We start from the raw sequence: 15224 nt of genomic DNA on the forward strand, positions 1-15224 counted from the left end.
TTCAAAATATTAATGCCGTCATGTAAATGATATCATATAGCCATATCATGGCGCGCTTTTATGCCTGAACCCCACGGTCTGCTTAATGATAGAGTTTGTTTATAACTGAACTTTTTCAGTGTTTTTCCGCAGTAATTACTGGCCAGCCTCTGGCCATTGATAATAGGCGCGCTAACTAATTTTAATCGATACACGGCGAGGTTAAGGGAATAATCAAATTCTATTGAACCAGACGTTTAACGCCGCCCATCCCATTTAAAAAAGTTAGTCGTAACAATGCACTGCCTCAGTCTCTCATACCCTGTGACTGCGTTGAATGAAGCCCATTCAAATGGGTTGACGCTTACCAAGAGACCACGCCTGAGGACACGACATGTTTATTCATAACAAGCGACTTCAATATACCGTCCGGGTAGCGCGACCCAACCCTGGACTGGCCAACCTTCTACTCGAACAGTTCGGCGGTGCCCAAGGCGAGTTGGCCGCAGCAGGACGTTATTTCACTCAAGGGTTGAGCGAAGAAGATCCAGGTCGCAAGGACCTGCTGATGGATATCGCCACCGAAGAGCTGAGCCACCTCGAAATAGTCGGCTCGATCATCGTCATGCTCAATAAAGGTGCCAAAGGCCAGCTCGCTGAAGGCATTGAAGAGGAAGGCGAGCTATACCGCGCCATCAACGGCAATGGCAACGACTCACATATCACCAGCCTGCTGTACGGGGCCGGTGCCCCGTTGACCAACTCTGCCGGTGTGCCGTTCACGGCGGCATATATCGATACCATTGGCGAGCCCACTGCTGACTTCCGCTCCAATATTGCGGCGGAATCCAGAGCCAAGATCGTTTATGAGCGCTTGATGAACGTCACGGATGATCCAGGCGTGAAAGAAGCGCTGGGCTTTCTGATGGCACGGGAGATCGCTCACCAATTGTCGTTCGAAAAAGCCCTGCACGCCATCCAGCCCAACTTCCCCCAAGGCAAATTGCCCGGCATGCCGGAATTCACCAACACGTACTTCAACATGTCCGGCGAACCCAATGTACGCGGTCCGTGGAACCAGGGCGGTGACTGGGAGTATGTGGAATCACCACAACCGGCAGTCGACGGTGGTGACGGCACCGCATCCGTCAAGCTGGATACCAAAGATGCCGAGGTGCTGGAAATGATGAAGGAGCGGACTCAGTCCGATCCGAGTGCAAACCCGATTACCGGGGCGGATCTGGGCTCAGGCTTCGTACAGGGCAAAGACGCCTGACACGGGTTCAAGACTGTCTCGTAAAGGAGAATGGAATCATGAAAAAACTTCGCTCCCAAAAACCTCGATCGTCTTCGGTCGAGTTCGATACGGCGTTGACAGACACCGTATTTGTAAACGGGCTTCGTTCTTTCGAAACCCAGGCGCTGCTTGCACGTCGTGGCTTTCAGGTGGTGATGGCCACCAGAGTCTTCGGGGTTGGAACATTGCTGGACAACAACTTGCCGACACGCTGATGGCTTGATCATTACTGCAGCGATGCAATCCCTATGATCCGCAGGCGGGCCTGAGACAAGCCTGTCAGCGGATTTTTTGATTGAAAGACCGAAACGGTCTATTCGCGAACGTTTGGCTCCGCTGTTATCAATAGAACATCCAGAATCCGCGCCAGGCACTGTTCAATCGAGAGGTGCCGTGTGTCGAGCTGCAACGCGGGATTGACGGGCGGCTCATAAGGCGCACTGATGCCGGTGAAGTCTTTCAACTCCCCCGCCACCGCCCGGCGATAAAGCCCTTTGGGATCACGCTGAATGCAGGTTTCCAGGGGGGTGCTGACAAACACCTCTATGAAGCGTTCGTGACCGATGATAGCGCGGGCGGCTTCCCGGTCCGCCTCATAGGGCGAAATGAATGATGAGATAACGACCAACCCTGCGTCATTCATCAACCGGGCGACTTCAGCGATACGTCTGATGTTCTCCGAACGATCGGCGGCAGAGAACCCCAGGTCCCGGCATAAACCTTGACGCAGGTTGTCGCCATCCAGGGTATACGCAAGCTTGCCAAGGTCCATAAGCGCGCGCTCCAGTGCAAACGCAATGGTGGACTTTCCAGAGCCGCTGAATCCGGTAAGCCAAACTGTTTTCGGCGCTTGCTTCAAATACTCCTCACGGTCTGTCGAGGACACTTGGCTGGTTTGCCAGACAAGGTTCTTTACCCGATGTGAGCTGTCCATGATGGCCTGTTCCTGATGTGCGTACCGGACGAGGATACATTTTTTCCACCCGGCCTTCGCGCTCATGAAATAACCATGATCGCCACCTATCGGTCCTCGGAAAAATACGCTGAATTTCCCCGTACCGCGACACTCACTTATCTACGTTGCATAGAAAAACAGAAAGTCTCGAATGACCGCGTCAATCGTGATGTTCAACTGCCGAGGTACGATTTTCATGACGTCTCTTCAAGTGATGACCGGCACTGCCGTCATCAAAACCGTCGTTGAAGAAGCCTGTTCAAAAACCGTCTATCAATCATGGATGACTGAACGCGCTCCAGAACATCAACACGATGCGGCCATGTTTCTGAATCACTGCCTGGCTCAGGCCGAGCGGGAAAACTGCGACCTTCCGGCTCAGCCTGAAACGCTTGAACACTGGATGGAACAGAACGTAGGGGTCGTAGCCGATCAGTATGCGCTCTACCTTGAACAACGTCGTAACGGGCAACCGAGACGGTTTTTCAGGACCAAGGCGCAGGCCATGTATTTCATTCAGCAGGTCGCGCCAACCAAGCTGGTCGACGGTGCGTGGTTGTATGGCTTGCTGCCGCACTGGGCGGACTACCGTTTTCACGGCCTGATTCGTACTTACCTTGAAGAACTGGGCGACGGCGAACAGGCACAGAATCATGTCTCTCTGTACCGCAAGTTGCTGGCGGATCTGGACTGCGATACCAGCGCCCCGCTCACTGATGACGCTTACCTGCAAGGTGCCATTCAGTTGTCGCTGGGGCAACTGAGCGAGCACTACCTTCCCGAGGTCATTGGTTACAACCTGGGGTATGAGCAGTTGCCGCTGCATTTGCTCATCACCTCGTTCGAGCTGAATGAGCTGGGTATCGATCCTTATTACTTCACACTGCATGTCACGATCGACAACGCCAGTACCGGCCATGCGCGCAAGGCTGCGCAGAGCGTTCTGGAGCTGCTGCCTGTAGGTCAGGAACGCGACGAGTTCTATCGCCGTGTCGCCAATGGCTACAGGCTGAACGAGCTGGGCATGGGCTCTACCCAGGTGATCCAGTCGTTCGATCTTGAGCAGGAAGTGATCGCCATGCTTGAGCGCAAGCGCACCTTCGGTCAGCACATGCATTCAGACTATTGCCGTCTCGATGGCAAAACGGTCAACGAGTGGCTGGCCGAACCCGACCAGATCCCGGAATTTCTTGCCGTACTGCAAAACCGGGGCTGGATCAAACGTCATGAAGATCCCCTGCACAGCCGTTTCTGGAAACTGTTCGAAGGCGCCGGCGCTCCCATGTTCGGCGTGTTCAATGGCTACGAAAAGCAGCTCATGCATGACTGGATCGCCGGCGACTGGCTGTCCGATGGCAGCGCTCAGCCAACTGTCGGCAAGCGGCTTCCGGAAGCATTCCGCTCCCGCTTTCGCAACCTGCAAGGCAGCGCTCAGCCTTCGCCGGCTTTGGCCACGGCCGCATCGGCCGACGCTGATCCGGATGTACGCGAACTGCACATGAAACTCGAATCGGCGGCGGCGTCCGAGAAGATGTCCACGCTGATCGAAAGCATGTCGCCAGCAAGGCATGCCACCGCCGCCGGACTGCACGCCACTCGCCTGTTTGTCAGCAGCATGGCCGAGCGAGTGACGGGAGCTTGCGTATGAATAACTCACTGCCAGACAGCGCCGCGCTGATTGCGCTGGCGCAGCGTCTCAAGACCAGTGGGTATCGGTTTGTCACACCCACTCCGTTGACTCATAAGCATGTCAATCAACGTCCGGAAAACCGTGTCGCTGCGTCGCTAAGAGACGTATTCGGCTGGAGCCGTTCGATACCGGAATCCATGCTGCCGGTGGCCGAGGCGCAATGCTTGCTGGAAGCCGGTATTCTTCAACGCAGCGAAGACGGCTTGAAGAGCCGGGTCAGATTTTCCAGCCTGGATGACTTGCTGCTGGTGCACTCCGCGTTTCCGACTGCCGATGAAGACTCGGTATTTTTCGGCCCGGACACCTACCGCTTTGCGCACTCCATCCATCGCCATTTGCAAAGTACTTCGCAGCCGATCAACCGCGCGGTCGATATCGGCTGTGGCACCGGCGCTGGTGCCATGCTGGTTGCAGTTGCACGTCCGCAGGCGCAGGTTCACGCGGTCGACATCAACCCCAAGGCACTGCATTTCGCTCAGACCAACGCCATGATAGCCGGGCTGGAAAACATGGAGTGCTGCCACAGCGATATCCTCTCGGGCCTGACCGGTAACTTCGACCTTATTGTCGCCAACCCGCCCTACATGAAGGACGCCAAACGCCGGGCTTACCGCCATGGCGGCGATGCATTGGGCGCAGACCTGTCAGTGCGCATCGTGCGTGAGGCACTGGATCGACTTGCCCAGGGCGGCTCGCTGGTGCTCTACACCGGCGTGGCCATGGTGGGTGAGCATGACCCGTTTTTCGAAGCTGTGCGTGACGATATCGGTCATGCAACGCTGGCATGGACCTACCGCGAACTGGACCCGGATGTGTTCGGCGAAGAGCTGCTTGAAGAGGGCTACAAGGATGTGGACCGTATTGCCGCAGTAGAGCTGGTAGTGACACGACGGACCTGAAACCCCTGCACGAGCGGCTGGGCTTCGGCCGCTTACTGTTCGATGATCCGGCGATCACTCAGAAAGTGCTTCGTGAAGACCCGCTGGTGGCCGCGCTTCCGGCGGGGCACCCCTTGCTCGACGAGCCGGTCACTTTGCAGCAATTAAGCGCAGAGCCGTTCATTCTGTACCCCGGCAACCCGCGGCCCAGCTACGCCGATCACGTGTTGGGAGTGTTTGCTCAACGTGGCTTGAAAATCCACGTCGCTCAGATGGCCAACGAGTTGCAGACAGCAATTGGCTTGGTGGCCGCCGGGGTGGGCATCACATTGGTGCCTGCCTCGGTGCAGCGGCTGCACCGGGATGACATCGGCTATGTGTCACTACTTGATAGCAGCGTGACGTCGCCGATCGTTGTCAGCCACCGTACCGGCGACGTTTCGGATACTTTGCAGCGTTGTCTGGAGACCATTGCGCCGCATCGCTGACCCAGCAGCGGTACGCTTCTGGGCTACCGAGGAGCATCTCCTTTAGTGGCTGCTGCTAAGGCCCCGGGCCTCGCAGCGAACTCACTGAATTGCGGCTGGTTAACGCTGGTTAGCTACCGTACATGTACTTCTGTTCTCCAGCGCTGGGGTCTAGATCACTGAATGCCCTGATGAATGCCGCCAGCGCAGACGACCGATTCTCCGGATGCCATCCGAGTGCCAGCTCTATCAACGGGGTCTCTTCGACCATAGGTACCGCTACCACCGCCTATGGAAACACTAGCGCCGAGTGCTCTGACAAGGGGAGCCTAGAGAATTCGGAAAAAATCGTACGCTAAGGTTTCCGACTTGTCGTAACGCCTGAATTTACGCTCTTCCAGCTCTGCCGTTAGACGTAATCGCCGGTCAGGTTCCCATGCTTCCAACCCAACGGCGACAGGTACTGATACAGGTCGGGGTTGTAAGCCGGAATCCCAGAAATTCCCGTCACCCAGTTCCAAGTCCAGCCATGAGTACATCCAAGCGGCGGTCTCGACGGGAGCGACAGACCTTATGCATAGGAATTTAAAAATGCCTATGCATCAAGGTGGAACTTTTTCTTGCTCGTTGCCACACACTTTAATTTTGCAGGGTCAGTTACCCTGCAAGCCAGTAAGCGGAGAAAATCAGCATATGGTGGGTATCAACAGAGCAGGGGCATCTGGCGCTTATTTAGGTGGGTACACTGTAGTGGTCAACTGATCCCGGACACGACGTTAAGGTTTTTCTCGTACTGAGCGGGTGCCAGTCCATCATTGAACTGGTGTGGCCGAACCCAGTTGTAGCGATGCATCAGATAATGACTGATATCCCGCTGTGCCTCTTGGGCCGTCATGTAGCCCACGGCGGGTATCCACTCGGTTTTCAAGCTGCGGAATACACGCTCCATCGGCGAGTTGTCGTAGCAATTACCTCGGCGACTCATGCTCTGGCGCATGCGGTATCGCCAAAGCCGCTGGCGAAACTGTCGGCTCCCATATTGGGAGCCCTGATCTGAGTGAAACAGCAGGCCCTGAGGCTTGCCGCGTTGCTCATAAGCCATGTCCAGCGCCTTGATGACCAAGTCCGTGTCCGGTTTGTTTGAAAACGCCCAGCCCACCACCCGACGCGCATAAAGATCCATAACCACCGCCAGGTAATGCCATTTTCCTTGCGCCCAGATGTAGGTGATGTCGCCACACCAGACCTGATTGGGCGCGGGTACATCGAACTCCCGATTCAAAATGTTCGGAATGTCAGGCCTCTCCACTGTTGCTTTTTTATAAGCATGAGAGCCAGGTTGCTTGCTGATTAATCCCAGTTCCCGCATCAGGCCACGTACCTTGAACCGACCAATTTGCTCGCCATCTTCCTGCAATATCGAAACGATACTGCGGCTGCCTGCAGCGCTTCGACTTTGCCCGAACAGCTCATTGACTCGACTGAGTAAACGAACCCGCTCAGCGTCTGGAGCCCGACGCCGCTGGCAATGGTCGTAGTAGCACGAGCGAGGTGTCTCGAACACCTCGCACAGCAATTCGATCGGCTCATGGGCACCTAGCTGATCGATCAGCGCAAGCGCTCGTGTTCTTCCGACATCAAGAGCGCGGTAGCCTTTTTTAAAATGGATTTCTCCCGCTCAAGACGAGCGATCCGCGCTTCCAGCTCCTGAATTTTCTGCTGCTCGGGCGTCAGGGCTTTGCTCTGAGGCGTTACGCCATTGCGCTCCTGCTGGAGCTGGCTCACCCAGCGACGCAGCGCAGACTCGACCACCCCTAGTGAGCGGGAGGCCTCAATGTGGCTATAGCCCTGATCGAGCACGAGGCCTGCGGCCTCACGTTTGAATTCAGCAGAGAAGGTACGGCGTTGTTTGGTCATCAGACACCTCTATCTGGCGATATTCTCGCCTAAATGAGTGTCCGGAATCATTAGACCACTGCAGTGTGCATGCAGGCCTAAACAAAGGCGAGGCGCGCAACGCCTTGGCCAGGGCGGTGTTCTTCAATCGCCTCGGTGAAATCAGGGATCGGAGCTTCGAGCAGCAGCGCTATCGGGCCAGCGGATTGAACCTGGTGACCGCCGCCATCGTGCTGTGGAACACGGTCTACCTGGAGCGGGCCACCCAAGGGCTGACTTACGCCGGAAAGCCGGTGAATACCGATCTGTATCAGTACCTGTCGCCGTTGGGTTGGGAGCACATCAACCTGACCGGCGATTACGTTTGGCGGCAGAGCCGCAAGCTGGAAGACGGTAAATTCAGGCCGTTACGACAGCTCGGAAAACCTTAGCGTACAATTTTTTCCGAATTCTCTAGGCTCCCCAGAAAAGTCGCTTTCAATCCATTTTTCGGCGTGGGTGATGAGTGAAAAAAGCTTTTTGCCGACATCGACGCCACGTTGGCACCACGCAGAGGGTGCCTTTTTAGGAGGATTACCCTGTATAGGAATTATTAAAATTCCTATACATCAATGGCTCATGACTTTTGAGCCGCCTGCCTGACGACTTGCCTTTGCGCGAGATTGTCTATACCAAACCCGCGACCTTTAATTGAATTACTGAAAGGCTCGCTATAAAGCGTGTCGTCCCATTGTTCCGGCATTCCATGGGGAGCGACACCCAGATTCACTTCAAGCATCGAATGGTGGCTGTCCTGACCGAAATAGGCATAGCAGACATACCGCACAAGCTCTTTCAGGTTCTGCTCACTCTCAATACCCAGGCTTTTCAAACAAGCCGGTGCCAGAAAACGCGCAACAGCGACCATGCGCGAAGCGGTACCGGCCGGGCCGGCGATAATAGGCTTTGCAGAAACTTCAGCACGCTTTGCGAAATCGCTGTTCGGTTTTACACTCCATACACTGCTGCCATGGCTTCTCAGAACCTGCAGATCAGATTCCTCAGGCAAACCCTTATTAAAGCCCACTTTCGCTTGGGCAGACGGATGATTAACCGGATTGTGACGATGAAAAGCCAACTCACGTGCACTGATCAGCGTCTGGTTAAGATTTGATGCCGTTTCATACCGAGCTTTGCCAATCTGTTCACGACTTTCGCTAGCCCGTGCAGCCCACCCTGACATGACATAAAGATCGCCTTCACAAGCTTTCAGATAATTGAGGTCTACCACACCGTCGAGCTTTTGCTGCAAGGCTGGATCGCTAACCACTCGTTCAAGCAAATGTTTGAAGTTGTTACTGAGCATAAGGCTAATGAACAGTGTACCTTTCTCTCGGAGCGTCCCGACGCGACTGGTGGCCCGGATAGCTGCCGCATTCCAACCAACACTCCCCATTACATCAAAGCGCGGGCTAAGCACGCCACTGCCGTGTCGATTACTGTCATGAGGGCGAGAGACTGCCTGGACGATTTCGGCCCACCCCTTAACCTCCCCATGAGCCTTGACGAAAACGTCTGTCAACGTGTCAACCAGCGCACTTATTGTCATTTTCGCTGCCGGGTGGTCGGCAATGTGTTCGATGACTGCTTTTTCAATCTTGCTGTTGCGCTGGATTTCGCTGGAAACCGGCTGTGATTTCTGCGCCGAAGTTTCCGTTCCCGCATCCCCGACGAGATTTGTACTGGGTATCGAGTGATTGCTGACTGTTTTCATCATATGAGTCACTCGTCAGAGCTCTCTGCGATCTCGTTCAAGTGGACGTGCCACCTATCGTCCTGCTTGTGCAGACCGGTTACTTTGAAAGGCGTCCGGGGCGGGATGAGCGCTTCGTCCTCGTATGGGTTTTTTGAAAAGGGACCTATATTGACGGCTGATGAGGACTGCAGATGTAACGTGACATCGGAAGTAAATTCTTCTGTAACATCCATTCTAGTCGATGTGCTCATGAACGCGTCATCACGATAAATATTACCCGGCTTGAAGCGACTCATAACTTCAGCATCATCCATCTTTTGCTTGATGCCTCTATGCAGCTGACCAGACACCTGATAATCAGGGTATTGAGCAAGTTTGGCCAAACCGCTTTTCATTGCCTCGACAACAGGTGCGACATCATTTTTCGGGGCATACCGCAGATGATGGTTGATCGGTCTGTAAAGACAACTCGTATAGAGATAGATCGCAAGAAATTCATCGTCTGAGAAGAAATCACCAAAAGGGTGGCTGTCTTTTTCATCAAGTGCATTTTTGATCATGCTGTTTGGAGGCTGAATATCTTGGGCTATTGACTTTGGTTGACTTTTAAGTCGCTTTTTCTCTTGTGTGATCACTGAAGACAGCGCCTGCTTCATCAGCGTATCAGAAAGCCTAGGAGATGGTCCTTTTCGGGGATTCGTGCGATGTTTCCCCGTTATATTGCTAGCATAGTTTTGGTTTAATATTTGTTCATGACCGAGAGAAAGCATCGTCCCAGGAGCACTGGGCACTGGTGTGGACGAACCAGAGGCATGTTGAGGGCTAATAGGCGGACTATACACATGATTGGAGCCAGAAGTACCACAAACATTACCCATAAATAAAATCACTCACTTAAATTTTAAAGAAACGCTGAACAATTAACACGTCCGCGCCGTTCTCGTTTTTCAAGCCGCTTTTTTCAATCGAACGAGCTTACCTTGCTTTTCTGGGGACCAATTTCAGCCCTCACTCTTCTGATTTGCGGGCCAACCCACTCAGCAGTCCTTTGGAGAAGACTTCTGCGCTGAATCCGTTGGGGTGTTTGCAGAAGATGTGGAGCCGGATATTTTCATACCAACCTCCTTTTATCGGCGTCCCTGATCGTGCCTAAAGTTTTCGATTACCTGCTTGATCTGTTCAGCCAGCGCATGGGCGTTTTCGAGCGCAAGCAACAGGGTATCTGCCCCGTTCCCGCCAAGGTCATGGGTGTAGCGAAGACACAACGTGTTTTGCTCGACATCAAGTGCTATACATGCGCTCATCGTGTGGACAGGAGACATGTTCAGGTGCAATGCAAGCGCCAGCAGACGTCCGTCGTGCTCGGGATCGACACGGCTCAAGGTACAGACGACGAAAAGCGCGTCGCCGTCAGTAGAGGGAACCAGAAGACTGGCTTGTTTATCCTTGCCTTGCCACAGTAAATAACCGTCGTCGCGCAAGGCCTGCAATGCCGAAGTATCAAAGCCCAGGGTCTTCAGGCTGTGCTCAAGCAGACGATTAACGGATGTGCGCATGGTGTGAATACCTTTAGGTTCGAATGAAAACTTGGTGGCGTGAACCTCCGTAAGGTTCCAAACCACGTGCACATCCCCGAAAAGCATTTCCGGATGATCCGGTATTTTGGTTTTCTGGCCAATCGGGTCTGCGGGCAGTACCTGCCGAAGGTCTATGAAGCACTGAAGATGGCGACGCCAGGACCGGTACCAAAGCTGTATTTTGCGCCAATGGCCAAAGCCTTTCTAAACGTCGATCCGTTCCGCTGCGTGCTGTGTGGCGCGCGGATGGTATACACGGCGGCAATCAGCGGGCTGACGGTGCAGGGACTGGTCCTCAACGCTCAGGCGATCGCGCAGATGAGGTACGTGAAGCCATGACAGGGGGAAGGTGCGTCCGCACCTAGGTTCAGCGGTAAAATAACCTGCGTTAATGCTGATTGATAGGGATTTTCACTGCATAAGTAACGCATCAGCGTCTTCCTACACATCGCTTTGAAGGCATGACGCCTCCGTCATAACGTCAGCCGGATGCATAGGCATTTTGAAATTCCTATGCATCGAGCTGCTGTACAAGCGCTACACGCTTTTCTGAGAGCAAATAAAAAGGGCTACTAGTGAAAGTAGCCCTCAAATTTGAAGCTTGATATTCATATACACACCCTCAAGCAGGGGTGTGGAGGTCTCACCCTACGCCGATGTTCAGCCATCGCCGGGGTTCCTACGCCAGTCATTGCCGCTGAAGGCCACTAGTTTCGCGCTCACTTGTAATCATATACAAGGTGACACTTGGGTCAACCACATTTGATGAATGGCCGTGATTTTCCGGGACTTCGGGTGACCCTTGATGAATGCTTAGCGTACGATTTTGTCCGTTTTCTGTATCAACCCCTTCTTTGACAATTTCTAGTCGCCGTTTAATTGTATATCCCAGCGTCTGGTTGTATCTGGAGCTCCAAACTCTAAGCTTTAAGTTAACGTTTTTATCGACTCTCTCATCCAAGACCGCAAGAACTGCCTCCTCAGAGAGGTGATGGGTGGCTGACAGAATCTCTGCAAAAATTCGAGCTTTCTTCAGTTCAAATGGATCTGTGTTCAACGTCACTGGGCTGTCTTTAAGATGTCGCCCCTCACAGGTAGTCCACATCACATCCAGGTCATGGCCGCCGTGGCAGAACGGCTTGTCACAGGATAGGCAGCGTTTGACTAGCTCTACATTGTGTTCAGCGCAGACCTTGAGCTCACAGCAGTGAGCACGCCGCCAGAAGGAGAATCCTAAGCGTTTAGTATCTTCGGTAACACAAATAGGGCAGAACCCTGCTGGGGTTCTATTTGAATCACACCACCTCGAATGACCTATGTATTCGCCTCTAGAATAGGAGATATCTTGAATATTTTTAAAAACCTCTTTTAACGGGTAATTAGTATGCTTATGAAGAATTTTGTTAAAGCCGTAGCAGCCAATCCATCCCTGCATTTCGGCGATTAACAAAATATCCGCGTGTAATGCGTAGTTTTTGGGGAACTTCCGAAAAACCTCTTCGGAAGAATGTTTTCCTTTAACAAAAAGAGTTCTTGCCACAAAGGAACGTACCGTCTCCTCAGGCTGAATAGCTAAGATCATTTGGTCGTCAAAACCTTAAGTGCATCCCGAGCACGGTGGCCCGGAAAAAGCGTCACCGGCAACTCGACCGTAGGTTTAGGAGGCGCCAGCGACAGACTTTATTTATTTCCGACTGAATCGCCCCTGGTTTCCTAGACACTCTCCAAGCTCAGGAAATAACGTTTCTCATACTCTACTGGAGACAGCTGCATAGCACTGCTGTGCCGGCGTTTAGGGTTATAGAACATTTCGATGTAATCGAAAATATCACTTCGGGCGTCTTCACGCGTTGTGTAGATCTTTCGTCGTATTCGCTCCCGCTTCAAAAGCTGGAAAAAGCTCTCGGCTACGGCATTGTCGTGGCAGTTTCCTCGCCGACTCATGCTGCTGATTACATTGTTGGCCTTCAAGAAGCTTTGCCAGTCTGAACTACTGAACTGACTGCCTTGGTCTGAGTGGATCATTACTTGCTGCTGTGGTTTGCGTCGCCACACAGCCATCAACATCGCATCGATAGCCAGGTCGCTGCACATCCTTGGCTTCATTGACCAACCAATTACTTGGCGTGAGAACAGATCCAGCACTACTGCCAGGTAGAGCCATCCTTCATAGGTGCGGATGTAAGTGATATCGGTCACCCAGACCTTGTTCGGCTCACTGACCTTGAACTGCCGCGCGAGGTGGTTGGGCGAGGCCACTGTTGGTTTTCCACCGTAAAACCCTGGACGCCGCCGATAGCCCGTTTGCGAACGCAGCCCCTCCGCCTGCATCAAGCGCCCGACCCGATTTCGCCCGCATGCCTCTCCCAGCTCACGTAGGTCATCGTGAATTTTGCGATAGCCGTATACACCTCCGCTTTCCAGCCAAGCGTGTTTGATCAAGCCAAGCAGACGTTGATCTTCTTTCGCTCGGGCAGATTGAGGCTCGGCCAGCCAAGCGTAGTAGCCGCTGGCGTGCACCTTGAGGGTTTGGCAAAGGCGCCTCACCGGGTAAGCAGTCGAGTGCTTCTTGATGAAGGCGTACTTCAGCCACACTCCTTGGCAAAGTACGCGGCGGCCTTTTTTAAGATGTCTCGCTCTTCAGTCACGCGCTTAAGTTCAGCGCGTAGATTGCGCAGTTCTGCCTGCTGATCGTCGTCTTGCTGACGCTGCTCTTGGGGCTTGCTGTAGACCTTGATCCAGGCGTAAAGGCTGTGCACGGACATGCCCAGGCGCTGGGCGACATCGGCGACAGGTTTGCCTTTTTCGGTCACTTGCTTGACCGCTTCGATCTTGAATTCTTCGGGGTAACGCTGACGACTCATGGCACCTCCTATTTGGGCCTCATTATGAGGCTTGGAGGTGTCTAGGAAACCAGGGGCGATTCATGGTAAGCCACGGGATGCTGCAAGGCCCAAAAACTAAGATCGAGAAAGCTCATTCTGGGTTGCTAACAAGATCTTGTCTGAAAGCTCAGGATCTTCTACTGCGCGAGAAAGCACCAGGGCGCCGACCATTGCTGCCACAAAGCAGATTGCCTGATCTTCCGCTGCACTATCTTGCCGCCAAGGGAGATTCTCGCTGAACGATTGAATCATTCCCTTGAGGCGCTTCGTGAACGTAGGACGCATCTTAGGCTCCCGAGAAACTTCGACAGCCAAGGTAGGCATTGGGCAACCTTCTTCAGGATGATCACGATGCCACTGACTTAGATAGTGTGCCAAGAATGCAGTCTTTGGCGTTTCACTGGCACCGGTAATTTGATCAAGTCGTTCTGCTAGCTGATCCATAGCGTGTTCGAGGCTCGCACAGGCTAGTGCGTCCTTGGATTTGAAGTGCGCATAAAAGGCTCCGTGGGTTAGACCAGACGCCTTCATCACCTCAGCGATGCTTGCACCGACCATCCCTTTCGCACGGAACAGACGCGACGCCTCCTGCAGGATTTTTCCATGACGCTCTGCTGTTTGGCTTGCTGGATATCTCATGTGTGTCCCTTGAACGAAGATGCTTGACATATAGCATGATGGTCATCATATTTTAATCCAATCATGATGACCATCATGCTTGAGGTGTAGACCCTCCCTGATTTCCCATAAATGGCTAGAAAGGCGCATACATGACTGATTTTTCTCCAATTTTGATTACTGGAGCAGGTGGTGAGATCGGATCGGTGAGCAGAGGAATTGCTCACCGGCTATTGGAACAAGGCTACCCTGTTAGAGCTTTTGTGCGCAGTGATGACGAGCGTGCTGAAGCTCTCCGAGAGGCAGGCGCTGAGGTATTCGTAGGCGACCTATTGAATATTGCTGACGTTGCGTCAGCATTAAAAGGTTGTAAACGAATATTTTTCACTATGAGCCTATCCCCCTATTACTTGGATGCCAACCTTGTAATGATCGCAGCAGCCCGTCAGGCAGAAAACATTGAGGTACTAGTCAATATTTCGGATATTGAGCAGTCTTATATGACCTATGAACACATGTCGGCAGATCGAAAGCATCGCCTGCAATGGCTTGGCGGGTTAGCTGATCAATGGTCACCTCAACAACGTGCTCATTGGCTTGCAGAACAAGCTTTGAATTGGTCTGACTTACCCGCAGTTCATGTGCGACCGACTATCTTCGTCGAAAATCCGCTGCTGACATGGTTCCCACTTGAAAACATGTATAAAAAAGGTGAGCTATGTCTTCCCTTTGGGTCTGCATGCATATCTCCTATCGCAGCCAAAGATGTCGCCGACGTTTGCGCTAATATCCTGATTTCACCAAAAGCTCATATCGGAAAATCTTATGCTTTAACGGGGCCTGAATCGTTGAGCATGAATCAAATTGCAGCTGAATTTTCACGGGTTTTAGAACGCAAGGTCGCGTATGTTTCGCTATCAATTGACCATAGCGATAATATGATCGATACAATTTTAGCAAAACGAAGTGTCCATACGGCTGAGCATTTGAAAGTTCTAACGCGATTGATTGCTGGTGGTAGGTATGAAGTTGTAACTGATGTCTTGGAAAAGCTTCTGGGTCGCATGCCTACTTCGTTTGGCGAAGCGATGGCAGCCAATTCAACAGTAAATAAATTTATTGATGATAAAAAGTAGCAAAATTCGCTATGGCCTCCATAGCAGTCTGTTTCAAAAAAGATAAGCGCTATGCAAATTACGCACGGCTAACAGTTTTGCGCTTTGATAAAAGGAATTGTCGAGCGTTTT

The 15224-nt window shown here is 52.7% G+C and carries 13 protein-coding genes and 3 pseudogenes; 8 read left to right on the forward strand and 8 right to left on the reverse strand.

Going from position 1 to position 15224, the window contains the following annotated elements; all coding sequences use genetic code 11:
- The first annotated feature begins 373 nt into the window (after positions 1-373).
- Both MME58_RS26080 and MME58_RS26085 read left to right on the forward strand, forming a co-directional pair.
- Positions 374-1255, forward strand: coding sequence for a manganese catalase family protein (locus MME58_RS26080; RefSeq protein ID WP_055006035.1), 882 nt, complete (start codon positions 374-376; stop codon positions 1253-1255).
- A 38-nt stretch (positions 1256-1293) separates the two neighbouring features.
- Positions 1294-1491, forward strand: coding sequence for a hypothetical protein (locus tag MME58_RS26085; RefSeq protein ID WP_054985976.1), 198 nt, complete (start codon positions 1294-1296; stop codon positions 1489-1491).
- A gap of 98 nt (positions 1492-1589) precedes the next feature.
- Here MME58_RS26085 and cysC read toward each other — a convergent pair whose 3' ends face one another.
- Positions 1590-2210, reverse strand: coding sequence for an adenylyl-sulfate kinase (cysC, locus tag MME58_RS26090; RefSeq protein WP_054985978.1), 621 nt, complete (start codon positions 2208-2210; stop codon positions 1590-1592).
- 217 nt (positions 2211-2427) lie between these two features.
- On the opposite strand from cysC, the gene MME58_RS26095 reads away from it, so the two are divergent.
- The 3 genes and pseudogenes from MME58_RS26095 to MME58_RS26105 form a co-directional block, all read left to right on the forward strand.
- On the forward strand, positions 2428-3879 hold the full coding sequence (locus MME58_RS26095) for an iron-containing redox enzyme family protein (RefSeq protein WP_082427417.1): 1452 nt from the start codon (positions 2428-2430) through the stop codon (positions 3877-3879).
- A complete protein-coding gene (locus tag MME58_RS26100; protein WP_054985389.1) occupies positions 3876-4820 on the forward strand; it encodes a N5-glutamine methyltransferase family protein in 945 nt (314 codons plus the stop codon). Before MME58_RS26095 ends, MME58_RS26100 begins: the two co-directional genes overlap by 4 nt.
- A 17-nt stretch (positions 4821-4837) precedes the next feature.
- Positions 4838-5287: pseudogene (locus MME58_RS26105) on the forward strand (LysR substrate-binding domain-containing protein); the annotation flags it as partial.
- 733 nt (positions 5288-6020) lie between these two features.
- Here the strand turns inward: MME58_RS26105 and MME58_RS26110 are convergent.
- Positions 6021-7183, reverse strand: a protein-coding gene (locus tag MME58_RS26110) for an IS3 family transposase (RefSeq protein ID WP_103715205.1) whose coding sequence is annotated in 2 segments (ribosomal slippage) — positions 6021-6928 and positions 6928-7183 — 1164 coding nt in all. Because the reading frame shifts where the segments join, the coding sequence is not laid out codon by codon here.
- Positions 7184-7248: 65 nt separating this feature from the next.
- Between MME58_RS26110 and MME58_RS26115 the strand changes: the two are divergent.
- A pseudogene (locus MME58_RS26115) lies at positions 7249-7593 on the forward strand (Tn3 family transposase); the annotation flags it as partial.
- 185 nt (positions 7594-7778) lie between these two features.
- Here the strand turns inward: MME58_RS26115 and MME58_RS26120 are convergent.
- From MME58_RS26120 to MME58_RS26130, 3 genes are all read right to left on the reverse strand, one after another.
- Entirely contained in the window at positions 7779-8918 is a 1140-nt protein-coding gene (locus MME58_RS26120) for a hypothetical protein (RefSeq protein ID WP_055007069.1), read from the reverse strand.
- 5 nt (positions 8919-8923) lie between these two features.
- Positions 8924-9775: an ADP-ribosyltransferase domain-containing protein gene (locus tag MME58_RS26125; RefSeq protein WP_082427620.1), complete on the reverse strand. Its 852-nt coding sequence runs from the start codon at positions 9773-9775 to the stop codon at positions 8924-8926.
- Between the two features lie 249 nt (positions 9776-10024).
- On the reverse strand, positions 10025-10453 hold the full coding sequence (locus tag MME58_RS26130; protein WP_054986247.1) for a CesT family type III secretion system chaperone: 429 nt from the start codon (positions 10451-10453) through the stop codon (positions 10025-10027).
- Positions 10454-10522: 69 nt separating this feature from the next.
- Between MME58_RS26130 and MME58_RS26135 the strand changes: the two are divergent.
- Positions 10523-10813, forward strand: a pseudogene (locus MME58_RS26135) (IS91 family transposase); the annotation flags it as partial.
- 349 nt (positions 10814-11162) lie between these two features.
- Here the strand turns inward: MME58_RS26135 and MME58_RS26140 are convergent.
- The 3 genes from MME58_RS26140 to MME58_RS26150 form a co-directional block, all read right to left on the reverse strand.
- A complete protein-coding gene (locus MME58_RS26140; protein ID WP_082427621.1) occupies positions 11163-12056 on the reverse strand; it encodes a TniQ family protein in 894 nt (297 codons plus the stop codon).
- Positions 12057-12187: 131 nt separating this feature from the next.
- Positions 12188-13338, reverse strand: a protein-coding gene (locus tag MME58_RS26145; RefSeq protein WP_241409112.1) for an IS3 family transposase whose coding sequence is annotated in 2 segments (ribosomal slippage) — positions 12188-13104 and positions 13104-13338 — 1152 coding nt in all. Because the reading frame shifts where the segments join, the coding sequence is not laid out codon by codon here.
- 96 nt (positions 13339-13434) lie between these two features.
- On the reverse strand, positions 13435-13998 hold the full coding sequence (locus MME58_RS26150) for a TetR/AcrR family transcriptional regulator (RefSeq protein ID WP_054985607.1): 564 nt from the start codon (positions 13996-13998) through the stop codon (positions 13435-13437).
- A gap of 131 nt (positions 13999-14129) precedes the next feature.
- On the opposite strand from MME58_RS26150, the gene MME58_RS26155 reads away from it, so the two are divergent.
- Entirely contained in the window at positions 14130-15113 is a 984-nt protein-coding gene (locus MME58_RS26155; RefSeq protein WP_183139089.1) for an NmrA family NAD(P)-binding protein, read from the forward strand.
- The last annotated feature ends 111 nt before the right edge of the window (positions 15114-15224 follow it).

Source organism: Pseudomonas syringae pv. tagetis (assembly GCF_022557255.1).
GTDB classification, from domain to species: Bacteria; Pseudomonadota; Gammaproteobacteria; order Pseudomonadales; family Pseudomonadaceae; genus Aquipseudomonas; species Aquipseudomonas caricapapayae.

Coding starts and splice junctions, on each gene's coding strand:
- MME58_RS26080 (WP_055006035.1), top strand. CDS start 374: ATGTTTATTCATAACAAGCGACTTCAATATACCGTCCGGGTAGCGCGA.
- MME58_RS26085 (WP_054985976.1), top strand. CDS start 1,294: ATGAAAAAACTTCGCTCCCAAAAACCTCGATCGTCTTCGGTCGAGTTC.
- cysC (WP_054985978.1), bottom strand. CDS start 2,210: ATGGACAGCTCACATCGGGTAAAGAACCTTGTCTGGCAAACCAGCCAA.
- MME58_RS26095 (WP_082427417.1), top strand. CDS start 2,428: ATGACGTCTCTTCAAGTGATGACCGGCACTGCCGTCATCAAAACCGTC.
- MME58_RS26100 (WP_054985389.1), top strand. CDS start 3,876: ATGAATAACTCACTGCCAGACAGCGCCGCGCTGATTGCGCTGGCGCAG.
- MME58_RS26120 (WP_055007069.1), bottom strand. CDS start 8,918: ATGATGAAAACAGTCAGCAATCACTCGATACCCAGTACAAATCTCGTC.
- MME58_RS26125 (WP_082427620.1), bottom strand. CDS start 9,775: ATGGGTAATGTTTGTGGTACTTCTGGCTCCAATCATGTGTATAGTCCG.
- MME58_RS26130 (WP_054986247.1), bottom strand. CDS start 10,453: ATGCGCACATCCGTTAATCGTCTGCTTGAGCACAGCCTGAAGACCCTG.
- MME58_RS26140 (WP_082427621.1), bottom strand. CDS start 12,056: ATGATCTTAGCTATTCAGCCTGAGGAGACGGTACGTTCCTTTGTGGCA.
- MME58_RS26150 (WP_054985607.1), bottom strand. CDS start 13,998: ATGAGATATCCAGCAAGCCAAACAGCAGAGCGTCATGGAAAAATCCTG.
- MME58_RS26155 (WP_183139089.1), top strand. CDS start 14,130: ATGACTGATTTTTCTCCAATTTTGATTACTGGAGCAGGTGGTGAGATC.